The 22,285-nt window shown below is 72.5% G+C and carries 18 protein-coding genes; 2 read left to right on the top strand and 16 right to left on the bottom strand.

Going from position 1 to position 22,285, the window contains the following annotated elements; translation table 11 throughout:
- Positions 1-69 precede the first annotated feature (69 nt).
- The 9 genes from ACIBW9_RS15335 to bldG form a co-directional block, all read right to left on the bottom strand.
- On the bottom strand, positions 70-1,275 hold the full coding sequence (locus ACIBW9_RS15335) for a DNA polymerase III subunit delta' (protein WP_398955032.1): 1,206 nt from the start codon (positions 1,273-1,275) through the stop codon (positions 70-72).
- 176 nt (positions 1,276-1,451) lie between these two features.
- Positions 1,452-4,667, bottom strand: a complete 3,216-nt coding sequence (tmk, locus tag ACIBW9_RS15330) for a dTMP kinase (protein WP_398955030.1) — start codon at positions 4,665-4,667, stop codon at positions 1,452-1,454.
- A 123-nt stretch (positions 4,668-4,790) separates the two neighbouring features.
- On the bottom strand, positions 4,791-7,625 hold the full coding sequence (topA, locus tag ACIBW9_RS15325) for a type I DNA topoisomerase (RefSeq protein WP_398955028.1): 2,835 nt from the start codon (positions 7,623-7,625) through the stop codon (positions 4,791-4,793).
- 249 nt (positions 7,626-7,874) lie between these two features.
- Positions 7,875-8,072 carry a hypothetical protein gene (locus tag ACIBW9_RS15320; protein ID WP_398955025.1) on the bottom strand — a complete coding sequence of 66 codons (198 nt, stop codon included), beginning with the start codon at positions 8,070-8,072 and terminating at the stop codon, positions 7,875-7,877.
- A gap of 344 nt (positions 8,073-8,416) precedes the next feature.
- The gene (locus tag ACIBW9_RS15315) at positions 8,417-9,958 is read right to left on the bottom strand and encodes a methyltransferase (RefSeq protein WP_398955023.1); all 1,542 of its coding nucleotides are present in this window, start codon (positions 9,956-9,958) and stop codon (positions 8,417-8,419) included.
- 43 nt (positions 9,959-10,001) lie between these two features.
- Positions 10,002-10,595, bottom strand: a complete 594-nt coding sequence (locus ACIBW9_RS15310) for a small secreted protein (RefSeq protein ID WP_398955021.1) — start codon at positions 10,593-10,595, stop codon at positions 10,002-10,004.
- Between the two features lie 192 nt (positions 10,596-10,787).
- Complete coding sequence (locus ACIBW9_RS15305) at positions 10,788-13,193, bottom strand: sodium-translocating pyrophosphatase (RefSeq protein ID WP_398955019.1); 2,406 nt, start codon at positions 13,191-13,193, stop codon at positions 10,788-10,790.
- Between the two features lie 296 nt (positions 13,194-13,489).
- Positions 13,490-13,924: an ATP-binding protein gene (locus ACIBW9_RS15300; RefSeq protein ID WP_398955016.1), complete on the bottom strand. Its 435-nt coding sequence runs from the start codon at positions 13,922-13,924 to the stop codon at positions 13,490-13,492.
- A gap of 120 nt (positions 13,925-14,044) precedes the next feature.
- A complete protein-coding gene (gene bldG / locus ACIBW9_RS15295; RefSeq protein WP_003975386.1) occupies positions 14,045-14,386 on the bottom strand; it encodes an anti-sigma factor antagonist BldG in 342 nt (113 codons plus the stop codon).
- Positions 14,387-14,467: 81 nt separating this feature from the next.
- Between bldG and ACIBW9_RS15290 the strand changes: the two genes are divergently transcribed.
- Positions 14,468-16,984, top strand: coding sequence for a DEAD/DEAH box helicase (locus ACIBW9_RS15290; protein WP_398955014.1), 2,517 nt, complete (start codon positions 14,468-14,470; stop codon positions 16,982-16,984).
- On the opposite strand, the gene ACIBW9_RS15285 is transcribed toward ACIBW9_RS15290, so the two are convergent.
- The 6 genes from ACIBW9_RS15285 to ACIBW9_RS15260 form a co-directional block, all read right to left on the bottom strand.
- Positions 16,887-17,327 (bottom strand): Rv3654c family TadE-like protein, encoded by a 441-nt coding sequence (locus tag ACIBW9_RS15285; RefSeq protein ID WP_398955012.1) that lies wholly within the window; start codon positions 17,325-17,327, stop codon positions 16,887-16,889. The genes ACIBW9_RS15290 and ACIBW9_RS15285 overlap by 98 nt on opposite strands.
- Positions 17,324-17,689 (bottom strand): TadE family type IV pilus minor pilin, encoded by a 366-nt coding sequence (locus tag ACIBW9_RS15280; RefSeq protein WP_398955010.1) that lies wholly within the window; start codon positions 17,687-17,689, stop codon positions 17,324-17,326. Before ACIBW9_RS15280 ends, ACIBW9_RS15285 begins: the two co-directional genes overlap by 4 nt.
- Complete coding sequence (locus tag ACIBW9_RS15275; RefSeq protein ID WP_266958184.1) at positions 17,676-17,885, bottom strand: DUF4244 domain-containing protein; 210 nt, start codon at positions 17,883-17,885, stop codon at positions 17,676-17,678. Before ACIBW9_RS15275 ends, ACIBW9_RS15280 begins: the two co-directional genes overlap by 14 nt.
- Before the next feature lie 76 nt (positions 17,886-17,961).
- Positions 17,962-18,750 (bottom strand): type II secretion system F family protein, encoded by a 789-nt coding sequence (locus tag ACIBW9_RS15270; RefSeq protein WP_398955007.1) that lies wholly within the window; start codon positions 18,748-18,750, stop codon positions 17,962-17,964.
- Positions 18,747-19,607, bottom strand: coding sequence for a type II secretion system F family protein (locus tag ACIBW9_RS15265; RefSeq protein WP_398955005.1), 861 nt, complete (start codon positions 19,605-19,607; stop codon positions 18,747-18,749). The genes ACIBW9_RS15270 and ACIBW9_RS15265 overlap by 4 nt, the downstream gene beginning before the upstream one ends.
- Positions 19,600-20,805, bottom strand: a complete 1,206-nt coding sequence (locus ACIBW9_RS15260; RefSeq protein WP_398955237.1) for a TadA family conjugal transfer-associated ATPase — start codon at positions 20,803-20,805, stop codon at positions 19,600-19,602. Before ACIBW9_RS15260 ends, ACIBW9_RS15265 begins: the two co-directional genes overlap by 8 nt.
- Before the next feature lie 61 nt (positions 20,806-20,866).
- Between ACIBW9_RS15260 and ACIBW9_RS15255 the strand changes: the two genes are divergently transcribed.
- A complete protein-coding gene (locus tag ACIBW9_RS15255) occupies positions 20,867-21,133 on the top strand; it encodes a hypothetical protein (RefSeq protein WP_398955003.1) in 267 nt (88 codons plus the stop codon).
- Positions 21,134-21,137: 4 nt separating this feature from the next.
- On the opposite strand, the gene ssd is transcribed toward ACIBW9_RS15255, so the two are convergent.
- The gene (gene ssd, locus ACIBW9_RS15250) at positions 21,138-22,241 is read right to left on the bottom strand and encodes a septum site-determining protein Ssd (RefSeq protein ID WP_365831812.1); all 1,104 of its coding nucleotides are present in this window, start codon (positions 22,239-22,241) and stop codon (positions 21,138-21,140) included.
- Between the last annotated feature and the right edge of the window lie 44 nt (positions 22,242-22,285).

Below are 22,285 nucleotides of genomic sequence, written 5' to 3'. Positions count from 1 at the left end.
TCCGTGCACGCCGTGGCTCGTACGGATTACCTCGTCAACTTCCCGTTGATCACCGGTCTTCGCGCTCCGTCAGCCCGCTCTGAGGGCCATCGTCATCGCCTCCACCGCCAGCAGCGGAGCCACATTGCGGTCGAGCGCCTCGCGGCAGGCGGCGATCGCCTCGATGCGGCGGAGGGTGGACTCGGGGGAGCCGGCGCGGGCGAGGCGCTCCAGGGTGTCCTCGGCGTCCGCGTTGGCGAGGGCGACGCGGGTGCCGAGCTGGAGAGCCAGGACGTCGCGGTAGAAGCCGGTGAGGTCGGTCAGGGCGAGGTCGAGGCTGTCGCGCTGCGTACGCGTTCTGCGCCGCTTCTGCTTGTCCTCCAGGTCCTTCATCACGCCCGCCGTGCCACGCGGCATCCGGCCGCCCTGGCCCGCGCCGAGCGCCGCCTTCAGCTCCTCGGTCTCCTTGCCGTCCCGCTCCTCGGCGAGCTGCTTGGCGTCCTCGGCGGCCGCGTCGACGAGTTCCTGGGCGGCCTTGAGGCAGCCGCCGACGTCCTCGACGCGCAGCGGAAGCTTCAGGACGGCGGCGCGGCGCTCGCGGGCGGCCGGGTCCGTGGCCAGGCGGCGGGCCCGGTCGACGTGCCCCTGCGTGGCGCGGGCCGCCGCGGCGGCCAGGGGCGGTTCGATGCCTTCCCGGCGTACGAGCATGTCGGCGACGGCGTCCACGGAGGGCGTGAGCAGGTTCAGGTGGCGGCAGCGGGAGCGGATGGTGGGCAGGACGTCCTCGATGGAGGGGGCGCACAGCAGCCAGACCGTACGCGGGGCGGGCTCCTCCACGGCTTTCAGGACGGCGTTGGCGGACTTCTCGTTGAGCCGCTCGGCGTCCTCGACGAGGATGACCTGCCAGCGGCCGTTGGCGGGCGAGGTGAACGACTTGCGGACGGTGTCGCGCATGTCGTCGGCGAGGATCTGCGTGCCGACGGCGGCGACGGTGGTGACGTCCGCGTGCGTGCCGACGAGCGCGGTGTGGCAGCCGTCGCAGAACCCGCAGCCCGGGGCTCCGCCGAGCGCGCGGTCGGGGCTGACGCACTGCAGGGCGGCGGCGAACGCCCGCGCCGCCTGGGTCCGTCCGGCGCCCGGCGGGCCCGTGAACAGCCAGGCGTGCGTCATCTTCGACGCCTCGGGCGGCGGTGCGTCGGAGGCGGCCGCGGTGACCAGCGCATCGGCGTCCCGGGCAGCGGCGCCGAGCTGCTCGGCCACCTTCTCCTGGCCGACGAGGTCGTCCCAGACGGTCATGCGCTCACCCCGCCCTTTCGTCACGTTTCACGTTGCGGGATCCATTGTGCGACCCGCCACTGACAACGACGGCCGAGCGCCCGGTTCCACCTGGGAGGCCGGCCGCGACCGCCCCGGCGCCGAGCGAGGCCGATCTCACGCACGCGCAGCCCCGCCCGCCCACGGGCCGGCCGACGTCAGCCCCGACGCCCCCGGCCGCGCCTCCCCCGGCCCGCGCCGTCGTCGTCGTGCTCGTCATCGCGCGGGCCGAGCAGTTCGTCCGCCAGCGTCGGCAGGTCGTCCAGGGGTGTCTCCTCGGCCCAGTCGGAGCGCGCCCGGCGCCGGGGCTCGCCCTCCGGGTCGATCCGGGGCATCTCCCGCGTCCGGTCCTCGGCGCCGTCCGGCCGCGCGCCCGTGCGCTCGTCCCGGAAGAGCCCCGGCGGCACCCGATGCGCGGGGTCCTCGCCCCGCACGGGAGGCAGCACAGCCGTCTCGTCGGCCGCTCCCGGCACGACCGGCGGAAGCACGGCCGTCTCGTCCGTCGCTCCCGGCACGACCGGCGGCAGCACAGCCGTCTCGTCCGTCGCTCCCGTGGGAGCCGGCGGCTGCGGCAGCTGCGCCGTCACCTCGGACTCGGACCCGCCGGTCCGCGCGGTGTCCGGCTTCTCCTCCCGCACCGGCCGCAGCACCGCGGTCTCCTCCACCGGTCCGCCCGACGCGTTCGTCGGCGTCACCACCGGCGTCGGCACCGTCGACGCCTCCGGCGGCACAGCGGGCGCCGCAGGCCGCCTGGGGCCCGCCTGCGCGGCGGCCGCGGCCTGCTCGGCGAGCCGCCTGGCCTCCTCGGCCCGCAGCAGCGCCTCCTCGGCCTTGCGCTGCTTCTCCAGCCGCCGTGCCTCGGCCTCGGCGTGCAGCCGGGCCTCTTCCTCGGCCTGCTTGCGCCGCCGCTCCTCCTCCGCCTTGCGGCGGGCCTCCTCCTCGGCACGGGCCTTCTCCTCCGCGAGGAGACGGGCCTGCTCCTCCTCGGCACGGCGGCGCGCCTCCTCGGCGCGCTGCCGGGCCTCCTCCGCCTGCCGTTCGGCCTCGCGGCGCTGCGCCTCCTCCAGCTCGCGCCGCTTGCGCTCCTCCTCCTCGGCGCGCAGCCGCTCGAGCTGTTCCTGGCGCTCGCGCTCCAGCCGCTCCTCCTCGGCCTTGCGCGCGGCCTCCTCCTCGGCCTTGCGGCGGGCCTCCTCCTCGGCCTTCTTCCGCGCCTCCTCCTGGGCCTTCACCTCGGCCTCGGACAGCGGCAGCAGCTGGTCGAGGCGGTGCCGTACGACGGTCGTGACGGCCTCGGGCTCCTGGCCCGCGTCCACCACCAGGTACCGCCCGGGGTCGGCCGCGGCCAGCGTGAGGAAACCGGACCGCACGCGCGCGTGGAACTCGGCCGGCTCCGACTCCAGCCGGTCCGGCGCCTCCGTGAACCGCTCGCGCGCGATGTCCGGCGAGACGTCGAGGAGCACGGTCAGATGCGGTACGAGGCCGTTCGTCGCCCAGCGGTTGATACGGGCGATCTCGGTCGGGGACAGGTCACGGCCCGCCCCCTGGTAGGCCACCGAGGAGTCGATGTAGCGGTCGGAGATGACCACCGCGCCACGCTCCAGCGCGGGCCTGACCACGGTGTCCACGTGCTCCGCGCGGTCCGCCGCGTACAGCAGGGCCTCCGCCCGGTGGGACAGTCCCGCGCTCGACACGTCCAGCAGGATCGACCGCAGCCGCTTGCCCACCGGTGTCGCCCCCGGCTCACGGGTCAGCACGACCTCGTGGCCCTTGCCGCGGATCCACTCGGCGAGGGCCTCGGCCTGCGTGGACTTGCCGGCCCCGTCGCCGCCCTCCAGGGCGATGAAGAAACCGTTCGACGCCGGTACGGTCACCGGGTCGTCGCCGCCCAGCAGCGCGTCCCGCAGGTCGTGCCGCAGCGGCACGCCCGAGCGGTCGTCGACCTTGGCCAGCACCAGCGCGGCCACCGGCAGCAGCAGCGCCCCCACCAGCATGAGCGTGAACGCGGCGCCGCCGTGTGCGAAAACGAACTTGCCGTTCTCCAGCCGGTGCGGGCCGATCCCCGCCGCGACCACGGGCGCGATCACCGCGCCGAGCGCCACGCACACGCGTACCACCGCGTGCAGGTGCTCCGTCGTACGCGCCCGCCGGTAGTCCTCGGCCTCCTGGTCGAGCAGCGTGTGCCCGGTGTTGGCGGCCACGCCCGCGCCGATGCCGGCCAGCGCGACGATCAGCATGACCGTGGTGACGTCCGGGACGAGCCCGGCGGCCAGCAGCGCGACCCCGGTGAAGGCGATCGCCAGCGCGAGCAGCCGGCGCCGGGACAGGGTCGGCAGCACGGAAGGCGCCGTACGGATGCCGACGACGACACCGCCGGTCAGGGCGAACACCAGCAGCCCGTACGTCACCGGGCCGCCGCTCAGGTCCTTGGCGTGCAGCACGCAGACGGCGACGGCCGCGGAGACCGCCCCCGCGACGGCTGCGCCGGAGAGCACCAGCAGCGGGATGGCGCCCGTGCGCCCCTTGTCCACGCCCGCGCCCGTCTTGGGGCGGCGCAGCCCCTCGAGCGGCGAACGTGCGCGCGGGGTGCGCGTGTCGGGCAGCTCCAGGAAGGTCACCACGGACAGCGACGCGGCGAACAGTCCGGCCGCCACATACGAAGCGAGGGCGGCCTGGTGCTGGTCGAACCAGTCGAGCCCGGTGCCGAGCAGATTGTTGAGCAGCCCCGCGACGACGAGCGCGGCAGCCGCCAGCGGGATCGCCACGAAACTCGTACGCAGCGACAGGCGGCGCAGAGCGTCCATGTGGTCCGGCAGCGGTCGTACCGTCGCGCCCTCCGGGGGCGGAGCCGGCAGCAGGGCGGGCGCCGCGCTCTCGCGGCACACCGTCCAAAAGCGCTCGGCGACTCCGGTGACGAAGGCCGTGACCAGCAGCGCGGCGAGCGCGTTGTCCGGCGTCCAGTCGATCCACAGGGGCGCGACGATCAGGGCGGCGACCCGGACGCCGTCGGCGCCGACCATGGTCCAGCGGCGGTCGAGCGGGCCCTCCTGAGAGGTGAGCGAGGTCAGCGGCCCCAGCAGGACGGCTCCGAAGAGCAGCGTCGCCAGGATGCGCACTGCGAAAACGGTCGCCACTGCGAACGCCACGCCCCGGTACCCACCGCCGAACGAGCCCTCGCCGATCGCCGCCTGGAGGGCGAGGAACACCAGCACGAGGACGGCGAGGGTGTCGCCGACTCCGCCCACGAGCTGTGCGCTCCACAGCCGTCGCAGCTGCGGTCGGCGCAGCAGGGCGCGGACGGCACGCTCGCGGGAGTCCGCGACAAGGGCGTCGTCGGGGGCCGGGTGGTGGGCCGTTGGCTGCTCGGCTCGCGTCATGCATTCAGCCTATCGGGACGGACTGACAGCCCGGGGCGCGCGTGCGGACGTGCGCACGCCCCGACACCAAAGCGATATCGGGGCGTTCGTTTTGCGAAGCGTCCGTGGGGAAGGTGCCCCGGCTCAGTCGTCCGTCGCCGTCTTCGAAGCCGTCGCCTTCTTGGCGGTGGTCTTCTTGGCGGCGGTCGTCTTGGCAGCCGTCTTCTTCGCCGTCGTCGTCTTCTTCGCAGCCGTCTTCTTGGCGGCCGTCGCCTTCTTGGCCGGGGCCTTCTTCGCGGGGGCCTTCTTCGCCGTCTTCTTGGCGGGCCCCTTCGCCCGCTTCTCGGCGAGCAGTTCGAAGCCGCGCTCGGGGGTGATCTCCTCGACGCTGTCGCCGGAGCGCAGGGTCGCGTTGGTCTCCCCGTCGGTGACGTACGGCCCGAAGCGGCCGTCCTTGACGACCACGGGCTTCTCGCTGACCGGGTCGGTGCCCAGCTCCTTCAGCGGCGGCTTGGCGGCCGCACGGCCACGCTGCTTGGGCTGCGAGTAGATCTGCAGCGCCTCTTCGAGGGTGATCGTGAAGAGCTGCTCCTCGGACTGCAGCGAACGCGAGTCCGTGCCCTTCTTCAGGTACGGCCCGTAGCGGCCGTTCTGCGCGGTGATCTCCTGGCCCTCGGCGTCCGTACCGACGACCCGCGGCAGCGACATCAGCTTGAGCGCGTCCTCGAGCGTCACCGTGTCCAGCGACATCGACTTGAACAGCGAGGCCGTACGCGGCTTCACGGCGTTCTTGCCGGTCTTCGGGGTGCCCTCGGGGAGCACCTCGGTGACGTACGGGCCGTAGCGGCCGTCCCGGGCGATGATCTGGTGGCCGGTCACGGGATCGGCACCGAGTTCGAAGTCACCGCTCGGCTTGGCGAGCAGTTCCTCGGCGAGCTCGACGCTCAGCTCGTCCGGAGCGAGGTCGTCGGGCACGTCCGCCCGCTGGTGGCCCTCGGCGTCCTTCTCGCCGCGCTCGATGTACGGGCCGTAGCGCCCGACGCGCAGCACGATGCCGTTGCCCACCGGGAACGACGACACCTCGCGCGCGTCGATCGCGCCCAGGTCGGTCACCAGCTCCTTGAGGCCACCGAGGTGGTCCCCGTCGCCGTTGCCCGCCTCGGCCGCGCCGCCGATGCCGTTGGCCTCGCCGAAGTAGAAGCGCTTCAGCCACGGCACGGACTGCGCCTCGCCGCGGGCGATGCGGTCGAGGTCGTCCTCCATCTTGGCGGTGAAGTCGTAGTCGACGAGCCGCCCGAAGTGCTTCTCCAGGAGGTTGACCACGGCGAAGGACAGGAAGGACGGGACGAGCGCCGTGCCCTTCTTGAAGACATAGCCGCGGTCGAGGATCGTGCCGATGATCGACGCGTACGTCGACGGACGGCCGATCTCGCGCTCCTCGAGCTCCTTGACCAGGCTGGCCTCGGTGTAGCGGGCCGGGGGCTTGGTGGCGTGCCCGTCGACCGTGATCTCCTCGGCGCTGAGCCGGTCGCCCTCGGCGACCTGCGGCAGCCGGCGCTCGCGGTCGTCCAGCTCGGCGTTCGGGTCGTCGGCGCCTTCGACGTAGGCCTTCAGGAAGCCGTGGAAGGTGATCGTCTTGCCGGACGCGCTGAACTCGACGTCCCGGCCGTCGGCGGCCGTGCCACCGATCTTCACCGTGACGGAGTTGCCGGTCGCGTCCTTCATCTGGGAGGCGACGGTCCGCTTCCAGATCAGCTCGTAGAGCTTGAACTGGTCGCCGGTCAGGCCCGTTTCGGCAGGCGTGCGGAAACGATCACCCGAGGGCCGGATCGCCTCGTGCGCCTCCTGCGCGTTCTTGACCTTGCCGGCGTACGTCCGCGGGGCCGACGGCAGGTAGTCGGCGCCGTACAGCTGTGTGACCTGGGTGCGGGCGGCGGCCACGGCGGTGTCGCTCAGCGTCGTGGAGTCCGTACGCATGTAGGTGATGTAGCCGTTCTCGTACAGCTTCTGCGCGACCTGCATGGTGGCCTTCGCGCCGAAGCCGAGCTTGCGGCTCGCCTCCTGCTGCAGCGTCGTCGTACGGAACGGGGCGTACGGCGAGCGGCGGTACGGCTTGGACTCGACCGAGCGCACCGAGAACTGCGTGTTCTCCAGGGCGGCGGCGAGGGCGCGGGCGTTCGCCTCGTCGAGGTGAAGGGTGTTCGCGCTCTTGAGTTGTCCCAGGGAGTCGAAGTCGCGGCCCTGCGCGACGCGCCTGCCGTCGACGGTCTGCAGGCGGGCGACCAGCGACGACGGGTCCGACGGATCCCCCGCGCGGCCGGTCGCGAAGGTGCCCGTCAGGTCCCAGTACTCAGCGGAACGAAACGCGATGCGCTCGCGTTCCCGCTCCACCACGAGTCGGGTCGCGACGGACTGGACACGGCCGGCCGACAGGCGCGGCATGACCTTCTTCCACAGGACCGGCGAGACCTCGTAGCCGTAGAGACGGTCGAGGATGCGGCGGGTCTCCTGGGCGTCGACCATGCGCTTGTTGAGGTCGCGCGGGTTGGCGACGGCCTCACGGATCGCGTCCTTGGTGATCTCGTGGAACACCATGCGCTTGACCGGGACCTTGGGCTTGAGCACCTCCAGGAGGTGCCAGGCGATGGCCTCGCCCTCGCGGTCCTCATCGGTGGCGAGGAAGAGCTCGTCGGAGTCGGCGAGCAGGTCCTTCAGCTTCTTGACCTGGGCCCTCTTGTCAGCGTTGACCACATAGACGGGCTGGAAGTCGTGTTCGACGTCCACACCGAGGCGGCGGACCTCACCGGTGTACTTCTCCGGCACCTCCGCGGCACCGTTGGGAAGGTCGCGGATGTGCCCGACGCTCGCCTCGACGATGTAGCCGGGGCCGAGGTAGCCCTTGATCGTCTTCGCCTTGGCAGGCGACTCGACGATGACGAGTCGGCGGCCGCCGTGTGCGGTCTCGCTGGTCGGGGACAACTTCGCTCTTCTCTCCGGTCGACGCTGGGGCCTCCCCGGGGGCTTCTCGGTCCCGAGGGCGGGTCGTGGTGACGCTGCGGAGTGTGACGGTACATCCCGCCCCCGTGTCAAACGGGAAAAGCCCGCAACGGCCACTCGAACGGTAACCCGACTACCGCCATTCCTGCCGCCCGGAGTACCCACCGGTCTTTTCGAGCCAGTCCGGAGGATCACCTCTCAATTAACCAAGCCGCAGCTCCGGGGCTCCTTTCAGACCCGGGTCAGGCACCATGTCCCGAGGGCCAGCATGATCACCGAGGCAAGGCTCGCGAGGGTCGCCGATGCGACGGGGCTCACACCGTGGGCGACCGGCTCGCGGTGCCGTACCCGGGTCACGGTCCATGTCAGCAGCCCCCCTCCGAACAGGGCGAACACCACTCCCGCGTAGATCGCCGGTCCGCTCTCCATGGCTTGCCGTGCCCCTTTTCTCCCGTTCGCGAGTGCCCCGCCCGGCGAGACTGACACGCGTGGGCGGCGCACAGGCGAACCCTGGGTGAACGCGGAGCCGGCGCACGCACGGACTCACCCGGGACCGGGACCCGCCCGGGCTTCCCCCGCGGCCCCAGCCGTTCCGTGGGCCACGCAGCCGTACCGATCCGCTCGCATCCCGGCTCCCAGGTCGACTCGAATTAGTTGCTGCAGAGCTTGTTCCGCAGCAACTCGTTCGCTTTGTCGACGACCTTCTCGCAGCCCAATTTGCCGGGGGCGCACGAACAGCCGTTTTCGGGACGCGGCACGGATTTGCGGGTCTGTCACGCCCCCTGCGCCGGCTCCAGGAATCCCTGCTCCACCAGCACTCTGATCTGCGCCGGCGTACGGTCGCGCAGCAACACCGGATCCTCGCCGACCAGTTGGGCGATCGCGTCCAGGATGCGGCCCGCGCTCAGCGAGCCGTCGCAGACGCCCGCGAAGCCCGCGCCGACCGTGTCCACCTTGGTGGCCCGGCGCATGCCCCGGTTCTGGCGCAGTACGACGTGCTCCGGGTCCTCGGCGCCGGGCAGCCCGACCTGCTCCTGGACGACCTCGGAGACGAGCTTGAAGTGCCCTTCCAGCAGCGCCGCGTCGTCGTGCGCGCGCAGATAGTCGAGGCGGTCGAAGTGCGCCCGTACCGTGTCGCCGAGAGGCTGCTCGACCGGGTGCGGCCATTCCTCGACGGTGATCGAGGGCACGGCGGCCGTCGTCCTGCGCAGGGTGATCCAGCCGAACCCGACGGCCTTCACCTTGCGCGCCTCGAACTCGTCCAGCCAGGCGTCGTAGCGCGCCTGGTACTCGGCCGGGTCGCCCCGGTGGTCACCGGCGTCCCTGAGCCACAGCTCGGCGTACTGCGTGACGTCCTGGGCCTCGCGCTGCACGATCCACGCGTCGCAGCCGCGCGGCACCCACGACCTGATCCTGTCCTGCCAGTCCTCCCCCTCCACGTGCTGCCAGTTGGCGAGGAACTGCGCGAAACCGCCCTCGTTCAGGCGGTCGCCCGCACCTTGAACGAGCGTGCGGCACAGATCGTCCCCGCCCATCCCGCCGTCCCGGTACGTCAGCCGGGCGCCGGGGGAGATCACGAAGGGAGGGTTCGACACGATCAGGTCGTACGTCTCGTCCTCGCGCACCGGCTCGAACAGCGAGCCCTCGCGCAGCTCGGCCGCCGGAGCGCCGGAGAGCGCCAGCGTGAGCGCGGTGATGTGCAGCGCGCGCGGGTTGAGATCGGTCGCCGTCACACGCGTGGCGTGCTGCGCGGCGTGCAGCGCCTGGATGCCGGAGCCGGTGCCGAGGTCGAGGGCGGCGGAGACGGGCGTACGGACGGTGATGCCCGCAAGGGTCGTGGACGCGCCGCCGACGCCGAGGACGACGCCCTCCTCACGGCTGCCGATCCCGCCCGCTCCGCCGACCGCGCACCCGAGGTCCGACACGATGAACCAGTCCTCGCCGCCGGGCCCGCCGTACGGCCGTACGTCCACGGTGGCGGCCACGTCGTTGGAGGCCCCGCCGACACGCACCAGCCAGCCGTCCTCCAGACACTCCTCGACGGGCAGGACGTCGGCCACGCGCGCGTGCGGCACGGGCTGCTGCAGCAGGAACAGCCGTACGAGCACCTCCAGCGGCGTGTCGCCACGGGTCGCCCGGAGTGCGGGCACGGTCTCGCTGCGCGCCAGCGCCGCGTACGCGGGGGCGCCGAGCAGCTCGAGCAGCCCGTCGGCGGTGAAGGACGCCCCGAGCAGGGCGTCCCGCAGCCGGGCGGTGACGTCACGGCGGCCGGGAGCAGGGGCAGCGGGCAGGGCGGGCAGGCCTGAGGTACTCACGCCCCCATTGTGGCGGGGCGGAGGGGTCGGCTGCAGCTTTGGCTCAGCTCGCCGCCGGCGAGGGGGCGGTGGAAGCGCTCTTGCAGCTGGACTGCTTGGCCATCGACGTGCCGACGTCGCCCGCCTCGAGGTTCTTCAGGGCGTCGTTGCCGCTCGAGCTCAGCTTGTCCAGCGAGGTGGCGATGCCCTTGAGGCCGTCGGCGAACTTGGCCTGGTCCTTGACGTCGAGCCCGTCGACCTGCTTCTTCAGAGCGGCGTACGACGCGGCGATGTCGTCGAGTTCCTTGACCGCGTCCGTCTGCTTCTTCGCGCCGTTGTCGACATCGGGGGCCCCGGCCTTCTGGACCGCGTCGCCGATCGCCTTGTAGGCGTCCGACATGTCCTGGAAGGCCTGGGCGTCGGTCTTGCGGACGTCCTCCGGCGTGCTGTTGTCCGAGGTCTGCTTCTGGATCGCGGCATTGGCGGCCTCGATCTTCTTGGCCTGCGGCTGCACCGCGTCGCAGACCTGCTTGGCCCAGGCATCCAGCTTGTCGTTGCCTTTGCTGCTGCTGGTGCATCCCGACAGCGCCAGTACCAGTACCGCACCGCCGGACAGTGCGGCCGCGAGCTTCTTGTTCACCGGATTGGTCCCTTCCATGGCTCTCGGCCCCGGAACATACACGCCGGGCGGGTGACAGCCGCATGCCGAACGATGACTATGACACCTTTTGTGACTAATTACACCAGGCGAGAGAAGGCTCACGGCGAGGGTGTGAAAACAGCGGACGGGCGGGCGACGCGTCAACACGCGCCTCCCGCCCGTCTCTTGAGCCGGGTCTCGTGGGGCCGCCTACGAAACCACCGCAGGATCGGCCGACTTGGACACCCGCTCGGCGCCTCCCTCGTCGCCCACGGCGATCCCGCGCCGCTTGGAGACGTAGACCGCCCCGACGATGACAAGCAGGGCAAGGGCCGCGATCACGATCCGTACCCCGAGGTTCTTGTCGTCGCCGTAGCTGAACTTGATCACCGCTGGCGCGATGAGCAACGACACCAGGTTCATCACCTTCAGCAGCGGGTTGATCGCGGGACCCGCGGTGTCCTTGAAGGGGTCGCCGACCGTGTCGCCGATCACCGTGGCGGCATGGGCCTCGCTGCCCTTGCCGCCGTGGTGGCCGTCCTCGACGAGCTTCTTGGCGTTGTCCCAGGCACCGCCGGAGTTGGCGAGGAACACCGCCATCAGCGTGCCCGTGCCGATCGCGCCGGCCAGGTACGCGCCGAGCGCGCCGACACCGAGCGTGAACCCGATGGCGATGGGCGCCATGACCGCCAGCAGGCCCGGCGTCGTCAGCTCCCGCAGGGCGTCCTTGGTGCAGATGTCGACGACCTTGCCGTACTCCGGCTTCTCCGTGAAGTCCATGATCCCGGGCTTCTCACGGAACTGCCGCCGCACCTCGTAGACCACGGAGCCCGCCGACCGCGAGACCGCGTTGATCGCCAGCCCCGAGAAGAGGAAGACGACCGCCGCGCCCGCGATCAGGCCGACGAGGTTGTTGGGCTGCGAGATGTCCATCATCAGGCTCATCGGGGCGCCCGCTCCGGAGAGCTTCTCGCCGACGTCCTGCGCGCCGGTCGTGATCGCGTCACGGTACGACCCGAAGAGCGCCGATGCCGCGAGGACCGCGGTGGCGATGGCGATGCCCTTGGTGATGGCCTTGGTGGTGTTGCCGACCGCGTCCAGGTTGGTGAGCACCTGGGCGCCCGCGCCGGTGACGTCGCCGGACATCTCGGCGATGCCCTGTGCGTTGTCGGAGACCGGGCCGAAGGTGTCCATCGCGACGATCACACCGACCGTGGTGAGCAGGCCGGTGCCGGCCAGCGCCACCGCGAACAGCGCGAGCATGATCGACGTGCCGCCGAGCAGGAAGGCCCCGTAGACGCCGAGACCGATCAGCAGGGCGGTGTAGACGGCCGATTCCAGACCCACCGAGATACCGGCGAGGACGACGGTGGCCGGGCCGGTCAGCGAGGTCTTGCCAATGTCCATGACAGGGCGGCGGTTGGTCTCGGTGAAGTACCCGGTCAGCTGCTGGATGACGGCCGCCAGCACGATGCCGATCGCCACCGCGACGACCGCGAGGATCCGCGGATCGCCGTCCTTGGCCTTGATGGCGGCATCGGTGACGCCGTCGAGGTCCGAGTACTTGGACGGGAGATAGATGAAGACGGCCGCCGCCACCAGCACGAGCGAGATCGCCGCGGAGATGAAGAATCCCCGGTTGATCGCGGTCATGCCACTGCGGTCGGCCCGGCGCGGGGCGACCGCGAAGATGCCGATCATGGCGGTGACGACACCGATCGCAGGCACGATCAGCGGGAAGGCCAGTCCCGAGTCGCCGAAGGCCACCTTGCCGAGGATCAGCGCGGCGACCAGGGTCACGGCGTACGACTCGAACAGGTCGGCAGCCATGCCCGCACAGTCGCCGACGTTGTCGCCCACGTTGTCGGCGATGGTCGCGGCATTGCGCGGGTCGTCCTCCGGAATGCCCTGCTCGACCTTGCCGACCAGGTCGGCGCCGACGTCGGCGGCCTTGGTGAAGATGCCGCCGCCGACACGCATGAACATGGCGATCAGGGCGGCCCCGAGGCCGAAGCCTTCGAGCACCTTCGGCGCGTCGGCCGCGTACACCAGCACCACGCAGGAGGCGCCCAGCAGACCGAGCCCCACTGTGAACATGCCGACGACGCCGCCCGTGCGGAAAGCGATCTTCATGGCTTTGTGCGAGACGGCGGTGAGATCCTTTTCCGGCTCACCTTCCGCCGGGGTCGCTTCCCGGGCCGCCGCGGCGACACGGACATTGCTGCGCACGGCGAGCCACATACCGATATAGCCGGTGGCTGCCGAGAACGCCGCGCCGATCAGAAAGAAGATCGATCGTCCGGCGCGCTGATTCCAGTCGTCCGCGGGCAGCAGCATGAGCAGGAAGAACACGACCACGGCGAATACGCCGAGCGTGCGCAGCTGCCTGGCCAGATAGGCGTTCGCACCTTCCTGAATCGCCGTCGCGATCTTCTTCATGCTGTCGGTGCCCTCGCCCGCCGCGAGCACCTGGCGTACCAGGATGCCTGCGACCACGAGCGCGGCCAGCGCGACGACCCCGATGACCGTCACGATGATCCGGTTGTCGTCCGTCAGTACTGCGGCTGCGAGGGTCGTGGGGTGGTCAAACTGATGAGGGGTAGAAAGCCCCGCCATTCGTCCTCCTTGACGCTTGGGCTGAGCTCAAGATGTGGACGGATTGTAGGTACCGGGACCTGATCAAAACAGTCCGCGGTAAACGGAATTGGCCTTCACATGCTCTTCAGCAAATGATCGACGTCAAGCCACAGAACCCGAAAGAGGTAATGCCTCAAAGGCATTGACGCCTGCATTGACGCTTGATCAAATTATCGGGTGATTGATCGTGAATTCCTTCACGAATTCCCGGGAACGGCCGGAAAAACACCAAGGGCCCTGCTCAGCAGGGCCCTTGGACGTCTTACGGGGGTGAGTCAGGCGAGCACCGCGGTGGGCGGTGGTGTGGTCGGCCACGTCATGCGGATCAGTCCGCCGTGCGCGCCGGCGGACACCTCCACGTCGTCGACGAGTCCGCTGATGACCGCGAGGCCCATTTCGTCCTCCTCGGTCTCCACGTCCTCGCCGGCCGAACCCGGCGCCCCGTCTCCCGGATGCGAGCGTGGTGCCTCGTCACCGACCTCGATGGAGAACTGTTTCTCCTCCTCGACCAGCTGCACCTTCACCGGCGCCGTGATCCCGGCGCTCTGGTGCAGTCCGACGGCACGGCTGCAGGCCTCGCCGACGGCGAGTCTGACCTCGTCGAGTACGGCCTCGTCCACTCCGGCCCTGCGCGCCACCGCTGCCGCCACCAGTCGGGCGGTCCTGACGTGCTCGGGCAGCGCGCTGAAGCGGAGTTCAACGGTGGCCATGCATCCCCCTCAGAACTACGGGCGCGTGCGGTCGGGGGGCCGGGCTGCCGAAAGCCCGGGCCCCCTCATTGAACTTCTTCCGCCTCGGGAGCGGTCCTTTCCCGCTCCGTGGGGCGGTGGTCAGTCGGTGGCCGCCACCGCTTCCTCGACCGAGGTGTGGATCGGGAACACCTTGGTGAGGCCGGTGATGCGGAAGATCTTCAGAATGCGCTCCTGGTTGCAGACCAGGCGCAGCGAGCCCTCATGGGCACGCACCCGCTTCAGGCCGCCGACCAGCACGCCGAGCCCGGTGGAGTCGAGGAAGTCCACGCCCTCCATGTCTACGACGAGGTGGAAACTCCCGTCGTTCACCAGCTCGACCAGCTGCTCGCGCAGCTTGGGCGCGGTATATACGTCGATTTCTCCACCGACCTCGACGACCGTACGATCGCCGACGGTACGGGTCGACAGGGACAGGTCCACGGATCCTCCAGCACCTTGCTATCGAGCGGTCGCCCCTCGGGACACCTCGGCAGGAGCCCCCGGGACGGTTCGCCAGCCGCGATGGCATTCAATCACTTACCGGCAGGCGTGCACGACGCCTTGGTCCCATTGTCCGTCACGCCGGTGACACACTCGGTGCCGATGGCCAAGAATCACCGATCCGATCGATCCCCGACGGAACCCGTCTCCCGGCTCTCCCCGGGCACGGTCCTGGGCCGGCTCGCCTCCGGGCCGAGCCGGGCTTCGCGCATCACTCATACGGAGCACTTGCCCCCGCGCGAGGGCAGGCATGCCGTCTGGCCTGACCGGATTCGCCCGGAGGTCATCGCCGCGGTGCAGGCCTGCGGCATCGAGCACCCCTGGGCCCACCAGGCACGCGCCGCCGAGCACGCGCTGGACGGCGAGTCGGTGGTCGTCGCCACGGGCACGGCGTCCGGCAAGTCCCTGGCGTACCTCGTCCCGGTGCTCTCGACGCTCCTGGACGGCTCCGAGGCCCCGAACGGCCGCGGGAGCACCGCCCTGTACCTGGCTCCCACCAAGGCTCTCGCGGCGGACCAGTGCCGATCCGTGAAGGAACTTTCACAACCTCTGGGAAATGCCGTACGCCCTGCCGTGTACGACGGCGACACGCCGTTCGAGGAACGCGAATGGGTGCGCCAGTACGCCAACTACGTCCTGACCAACCCGGACATGCTGCACCGCGGCATCCTGCCCTCCCACCCCCGCTGGTCCTCCTTCCTGAAGTCGCTGAAGTACGTCGTCATCGACGAGGTCCACACCTACCGCGGTGTCTTCGGCTCGCACGTCGCCCAGGTGCTGCGCCGTCTGCGCCGCCTGTGCGCCCGCTACGGCGCCTCCCCGGTCTTCCTGCTGGCCTCCGCGACCGCCGCCGAGCCCTCGGTCGCCGCCCGGCGCCTCACGGGCCTCCCGGTGGTCGAGGTGGCCGACGACGCCTCACCGCGCGGTGAACTGGTGTTCGCCCTGTGGGAGCCCCCGCTCACCGAACTGCAGGGCGAGAAGGGCGCACCCGTCCGCCGTACCGCCACCGCCGAGACGGCCGACCTGCTGACCGACCTCACCGTGCAGGGGGTCCGCTCGGTCGCCTTCGTGCGGTCCCGGCGCGGCGCCGAGCTGATCTCGGTGATCGCCCAGGAACGTCTCGCCGAGGTCGACCGCTCCCTGGCCCGGCGTGTCGCGGCGTACCGCGGCGGCTATCTCCCCGAGGAGCGCCGCGCCCTGGAACAGGCCCTGCACTCCGGCGAACTCCTCGGCCTGGCCGCGACCACCGCCCTCGAACTCGGCATCGACGTCTCCGGGCTGGACGCCGTGGTGATCGCCGGATATCCCGGCACCCGCGCGTCTTTGTGGCAGCAGGCGGGCCGCGCCGGACGCTCCGGGCAGGGCGCACTGGCCGTCCTGGTCGCCCGCGACGACCCGCTGGACACCTTCCTCGTCCACCACCCCGAGGCCCTGTTCGACCAGCCCGTGGAGTCCACGGTCCTCGACCCCGACAACCCCTACGTCCTGGCCCCGCACCTGTGCGCGGCCGCCGCGGAACTGCCGCTGACCGACGAGGACTTCGCGCTCTTCGGCCCCGCCTGCGAGGAGCTGCTGCCGCAGCTGGAGGCCGCGCAGCTGCTCCGTCGCCGTACCAAGGCCTGGCACTGGACGCGTCGGGAACGGGCCGCCGACCTCACCGACATCCGCGGTGAGGGCGGCCGGCCGGTCCAAGTCGTCGAGTCCGGCACCGGCCGCCTGCTCGGCACGGTCGACGCGGGCGCCGCCCACACGACCGTCCACGAGGGCGCGGTCCACCTGCACCAGGGCCGTACGTACCTCGTGCGCTCCCTGGACCTGGAGGACTCGGTGGCCCTGGTCACGGAGGCGAGCCCGTCGTATTCGACGGTCGCCCGCGACACGACGTCCATCACCGTCCTGGAGACGGACACCGAGATCCCCTGGGGCGACGGGCGCCTGTGCTACGGCTCCGTCGAGGTCACCAACCAAGTGGTCTCCTTCCTGCGCCGTCGGCTGATCACCGGTGAGGTGCTCGGCGAGACGAAACTCGACCTCCCTCCTCGTACGCTGCGCACCCGCGCGGTGTGGTGGACGGTCACCGAGGACCAGCTGGACGAGGCCCGTATCGACCCGGAGATCCTCGGCGGCGCCCTGCACGCCGCCGAGCACGCGTCGATCGGCATGCTGCCCCTCTTCGCGACCTGCGACCGCTGGGACATCGGCGGGGTCTCCGTCCCGCTGCACCCCGACACCCTTCTCCCCACGGTCTTCGTCTACGACGGCCACCCGGGCGGCGCGGGCTTCGCCGAACGCGCCTTCCACACCGCCCGCGCCTGGCTCACCGCCACCCGCCAGGCCATCGCGTCCTGCGAGTGCGAGGCCGGCTGCCCGTCCTGCATCCAGTCCCCCAAGTGCGGCAACGGCAACGATCCGCTGCACAAGAGGGGCGCGGTGCGGCTGCTCACGGTGCTGTTGCGGGGGGCGCCGGAGGAGAAGTCCGGGGAGGAGCCGGTGGCGGAGCCTGGTCCGGGGGCCCCGCAGGTCCCGCCCGTGCCCTGACCTCCGCCGCGAACGGCCCCCGTCCCGACGCCGCCGTCACGTCCGAGACCTCGCCGACGATCACGCACCGCACCAGCAGCATGCCCTGCGCCCGCGCGACCCGGTCGGCCCGGGCGCAGGCCGCCGCGGTGCCGTCCGCCCAGTGGTCCGCCGCCGCGAGCGCCACGAGGTCCGCACCGCCGGCTGCACGGTGCCGGACCACGACGGCCTGCCCCAGGGCGAGCACGACGCCGAACACCACGCACAGCACGGTGATCGCACCGAGGCTCCAGACGGTGGCGGAACCGCGGTCCCCGCCGCCCCGGAGGACGGCCCACCGGCGGGCGGAGAAGCCGCCGGTCACGGCCCCACCCCCACGGTCTCCTCCGCCGCGGCCACGGCCTCCTCCCGTACGTCGAAGGGCAGACCGCGCAGCAGCAGCGGTCTCGCCACCACGACCACGCGGACCTGGTCCCCCTCCCGGTCGACCGTGATCCTCGCGCCGCGCGGGGCCGCCTCACGGGCCACCTGGACGACCTTGTCGCCCGGGTCCTGGCGGGCCGCGGCACGCGCTCCGGTCCGGGCCGCGTCCACGCACTGGATCTGCGCGGCCACGACCAGCAGCGCCCCCACCAGGGCCATCGCGAACATCACCAGCACGGGCAGCACCATGGCCGACTCCGCCGTCACGAAGCCCCTGTCCCCGCCCCGCTCACATCTGCGCATCGAGCGCCCGCTTCACGATGTCCTGCAGCTCGGCGCTGACCTGTCCGCTGGTCACCACCTTGTAGAGGACCACCGCGAACGCCACCGCCGCCACGATCCCCATCGCGTACTCCGAGGTGACCATCCCCGCGTCCCTGCGCGCCGCACGCGCCCTGCACACCAGGGCACGCAGCCGCGCCCGTACCGCCTTGTACATCTCAACCCCCGTGAGGTTCCGTTCCGTTGACTTTCAGTGCTCGATGCCGGCGTCGTGCGCCGTCAGCCCCGTTCCCTCATCCGCCACCTCCTCCCAGCGCGCCACCCGCGAGCCCGATCACCACGGGCAGTACGCCGACCGTGATGAAGGCGGGCAGGAAGCACAGGCCCACGGGTGCGGTGACCATGACGGCCGCCCGCCGGGCGCGGGCCGCCGCGGTGCGGGACCGGTCGGCGCGGACGTCCGCCGCGAGCCGTGCGACCGGTGCGGCGGCGGGGATTCCGGACACGTCGGCCCGTTCCAGCAGCCGGGCGAGGGCTCCGGCGCCCGGCAGCGCGGCCAGCCGCCGCCAGGCCTCGGCCGGTTCCCCGCCGAGCCGCACCTCGGCCGCACCGCGCGCCAACGCATCCCCGACGGGGCCGCCCAGGGCCTCGCCCACGGCCTGCGCCGCGACCACGGGCCCGGCACCGGCGGCGATGCAGGCGGCCACCAGATCGGCCGAGAGCGGGAGTTGACGGGCCGCCTCCGCGGGGTCGTACGCCTCCGGGTCGCTCCCGGACGCCTGCCGGCCACGCCACCACCACAGCCCGCCCGCGACGGCCAGCCCCACCACGACTCCGGTGAGGCCGCCGACCAGCACCGGTCCGGCGCACACCACGCCCACCGCGGGCAGCCACCGCCGCGCCACGTCCCGTGCCTCGAAGCGCGGCCGGCTCCGCACCGCCTCGGCGTCGGCCACCAAACCGGCCAGCCGTCTGCGCACTCTCCGCTCACGCCGTACGGTCTCCAGCCGGCGCAGCAGCCACCCGAGGGCGAGCAACATCCCCACGGCCGCCCCCAGCCTGTGGACAACTTCCGTACTCACGCCGCCTCCGCCCCTCGCACGATCCGCATCGCCCACCACATCCCGAGGCCCTCCAGCAGACCTCCGACCAGCAGGCAGCCCAGCCCGGCCCCGGTGTGCAGCAGCACATGCAGGGGGTCGGCCCCGAGGGCGGTCCCCAGGGCGAGGCCCAGAGCCGGCAGCCCCGCGAGCATCACCGCCGTGGACTTCGCCCCCGCCAACTGGGCGAGCAGATCCGCGCGTTGGTCCCGCTCGGCGCGCAGCGCCCCTTCGAGCCGGTCGAGCCCGGCGGCGAGGCCCGCGCCCTGGTCCACGGCCACCCGCCAGCACGCGGCGAGGCCCAGCAGTCCCTCGGCGCCCGGTTGCCGGGCCGCCGCCGCGAGCGCGTCCGGCACATCGCCGCCGAACCGTGCCGCCGCCAGCACCGCCGCCTGCGCGCTGCCGAGCCCGCCGGAGTCCCGCGCGGCATGCGGCAGCCCATCCCCCGGCTGCCGCCCGGCCCGCACCTCCCCGGCGAGCGCCCCGCACAGCGCGATCACCGCGTCCCCGCGGCGCTCCCGGGCCCGCCGGGCCTCCGCGGCCAGCCGCATGCGCCGCAGCAACGGCACCCCGGCCGCCCCCGCGACGACCGGGATCACCGACGCCCCCAGCACCGCCAGCACCACCCCGAGGGCAGGCGCCCACCACTCGGGCCGCAGCCGCCCGCGGATCCGCCGCAGCCCTCCGATGACCTCACGCCAGGCCGGCGGCCCGGTGCTCACCACCCCGCCGCCCGCGAGCAAGAGCTGCGCCCGCCGCGCCCCGGAGTGCCACCCGCCCGTCAGCAGGGCCGCCGCGCCGACGCACAGCACGGCCGCTCCCATCGCCGTCTCACCCATGACGTCCCCCTTCCAAGGACTCGCCGGACTCGCCGGAACTGTCGAACTCTCCGGACTCGCTGTCGAGCAGCTCCCGCAGCCGCTCCCAGCCCCGCTCCTGCACGAACGCCTTCTCGCCCCACCGCAGCGCCGGCACCGTCCGCACCAGCCCCGAGGGATCCCGCTCCAAGACGTGCACCTCGGCGATCCGCCGCCGTCCGGTCCGGTCCCGCGCCAGATGCAGGACCACCGACAGCGCCGCCGCCAACTGGCTGTGCAGCGCGGCCCGGTCGAGCCCGGCCGCCGTACCGAGTGCCTCCAGCCGGGCCGGTACGCCGGAGGCCGCATTCGCGTGGACGGTGCCGCAGCCGCCCTCGTGGCCGGTGTTCAACGCGGCCAGCAGATGCACCACTTCGGGCCCGCGCACCTCGCCCACCACCAGCCGGTCGGGCCGCATCCGCAGCGCCTGCCGCACCAGGTCCTGGAGCGTGACGAGGCCCGCGCCCTCCTGGTTGGCGGGTCTGGTCTCCAGCCGTACGACGTGCGGATGGTCCGGCCGCAGCTCCGCGGAGTCCTCGGCGAGCACGATCCGCTCGCCGCGTCCGACCAGTCCCAGCAGGGCGCTCAGCAGAGTCGTCTTGCCGCTGCCCGTCCCGCCGCTGACGAGGAAGGACAGCCGTGCCTCGAGCAGTGCCCGCAGCACGCGGTCACCGCCCGGCGGTACGGTGCCCGCCGCGACCAGCTCGTCGAGCCTGAACGCCCGGGGCCGTACGACGCGCAGCGACAGACAGGTGCAGCCGACGGCCACCGGTGGCAGCACCGCATGCAGCCGCGTCCCGTCGGGCAGCCGGGCATCGGCCCATGGCCGTGCGTCGTCGAGCCGCCGCCCGGCCACCGCGGCCAGGCGCTGCGCGAGACGTCGTACGGCGGCCGCGTCCGGGAAGGAGACCGAGGTCAGCTCCAGTCCGCCGCCCCGGTCGACCCAGACCCGGTCCGGGGCGGACACCAGCACGTCGGTGACCGACGGATCGGCGAGCAGCGGTTCGAGTGGCCCGCTGCCGACGAGTTCGGACCGCAACTGCTCGGCCGCGCCCAGAACTTCGGCGTCCCCCAGGACCCGCCCCTGCTCCCGCAGGGCCTGCGCCACGTGCGCGGGTGTCGGCTCGGCCCCGCTCTCGACCAGCCACTGCCGCACGCCGTCCAGGAGACCGGAGGGCATCACCGGAGCCACGGCCGCGGACCCCGAATCACCGCCCGGCCGCCATTGCCCCACCGATCCGGTGCGCGGCACATCACCCGGCCGTCCACCCGTCTCCGGCGACACCCGCGACCCGGCCCACGACGGCACCCGCGGCCTGTCACCCGGCCGCCGCTGCCCCGCCGAACCGGCACCCGGCACATCACCCAGCCGCCCAGCCGCCCCCGGCGACACCCGCGCCCCGGCCCACGACGGCATCCGCGGCCTGTCGCCCGGCTGCCACACCGCTCTGGATGCTCCCCTCGGCGGAGCAGTCGCCGAGCCGTCCGTCCTTTCGCTTCCCGCGTAGGTGCTCATGCGCTCCCCGCCTCCGTCAGTGCCCGCTCCCAGAACTCCTTGCAGAAGCGCGCCAGGGGTCCGCGGCCGTCCGCGGCGGGCGGTGTCCTGCCCTCCCCGGGGCGCAGCAGCCCCGATTCGACGGGCAGTTCGCCGGCCAGGGGCAGTCCGAGCAGCCGGGCCACCTCGCGGTCGTCCAGTCCGGGCGCGTACGGCCCTCGTACCGCGACCCGCAGATCGCGCAGGACCATGCCGACGGCGGACGCCACCCGTCCGGCCGCAGCGACGGCGCGCAGTTCGCCGGGGGCGACCAGGAGGCCGAGATCGAGCTGGGCGAGAGCCTCGGCGACCCCGTCGTCGATGCGGCGCGGCAGGTCGACGACGACGGTGCCGCCCCGCCGCCTGGCCGCGGCCAGCACCGCCCGTACGGCCTGGGCCGGGACGGCGATGCGGTCGCCGCGGTCCCAGCTGAGCACCCGCAGCGAGTGGAGCTGCGGCAGCGACTCCTCCAGGGCACCGCCGCCGACCCGGCCGCGGGAGGCGGCGAAGGCGGGCCAGCGCAGTCCCTCGGCGCTCTCGCCGCCGAGCAGTACGTCGAGTCCGCCGCCCAGCGGATCGGCGTCCACGAGCAGGGTGCGCAGTCCCTCGCGTGCGGAGGTGACGGCGAGGGCGCACGCGAGCGTGGACGCCCCGGCCCCGCCGCGGCCCCCGATGACGCCGACGGTGAGGGCGGGCCGGCCCACGCCCTCGGCCACATCTGCGATGCGGTCGACCAGCCACTGTTCGCCGTCCGGCAGCACCAGCACGTGGTCGGCACCGATCTCGACGGCCCGGCGCCAGACCCCGGAGTCGTCCTGGTCGCGGCCGACCAGCACCACTCCCCGTCTGCGGGCGGCCCCGCGCACCCGCCGCGCGGCGTCGTCGCCGACCAGGACGAGCGGTGCGGCCTCCCAGCCGCCCGCTCGCTCCGGCACCGAGTGATGGACCTCGGGTGTCGCTCCTGCCGCGGCGCACAGGCGCAGCAGGTCGTCGAGGAGTTCCACGTCCTCCGTGACGATCAGTGGTCCGGCCTGCCGCCCCGAGGCGGCGGGCGGCGGTTCATGTGTGACGGCTCCGGCCACGAGTCCCCCTTCGCTGCATCTCTCGCGCAGCCCCTGCGGCCCCG

Source organism: Streptomyces sp. NPDC049541 (assembly GCF_044465725.1).
Classification (GTDB): Bacteria; Actinomycetota; Actinomycetes; order Streptomycetales; family Streptomycetaceae; genus Streptomyces.
This window is presented reverse-complemented; position numbering and strand designations above follow the sequence as displayed.

Coding starts and splice junctions, on each gene's coding strand:
- ACIBW9_RS15260 (WP_398955237.1), bottom strand. CDS start 20,805: ATGCCCTCCGGTCTCCTGGACGGCGTGCGGCAGTGGCTGGTCGAGAGC.
- ACIBW9_RS15275 (WP_266958184.1), bottom strand. CDS start 17,885: ATGTACAAGGCGGTACGGGCGCGGCTGCGTGCCCTGGTGTGCAGGGCG.
- ACIBW9_RS15310 (WP_398955021.1), bottom strand. CDS start 10,595: ATGGAAGGGACCAATCCGGTGAACAAGAAGCTCGCGGCCGCACTGTCC.
- tmk (WP_398955030.1), bottom strand. CDS start 4,667: ATGACGCGAGCCGAGCAGCCAACGGCCCACCACCCGGCCCCCGACGAC.
- ACIBW9_RS15280 (WP_398955010.1), bottom strand. CDS start 17,689: ATGCGCAGATGTGAGCGGGGCGGGGACAGGGGCTTCGTGACGGCGGAG.
- ACIBW9_RS15265 (WP_398955005.1), bottom strand. CDS start 19,607: ATGGGTGAGACGGCGATGGGAGCGGCCGTGCTGTGCGTCGGCGCGGCG.
- ACIBW9_RS15290 (WP_398955014.1), top strand. CDS start 14,468: ATGGCATTCAATCACTTACCGGCAGGCGTGCACGACGCCTTGGTCCCA.
- ACIBW9_RS15320 (WP_398955025.1), bottom strand. CDS start 8,072: ATGGAGAGCGGACCGGCGATCTACGCGGGAGTGGTGTTCGCCCTGTTC.
- ACIBW9_RS15335 (WP_398955032.1), bottom strand. CDS start 1,275: ATGACCGTCTGGGACGACCTCGTCGGCCAGGAGAAGGTGGCCGAGCAG.
- ACIBW9_RS15305 (WP_398955019.1), bottom strand. CDS start 13,193: ATGGCGGGGCTTTCTACCCCTCATCAGTTTGACCACCCCACGACCCTC.
- ACIBW9_RS15300 (WP_398955016.1), bottom strand. CDS start 13,924: ATGGCCACCGTTGAACTCCGCTTCAGCGCGCTGCCCGAGCACGTCAGG.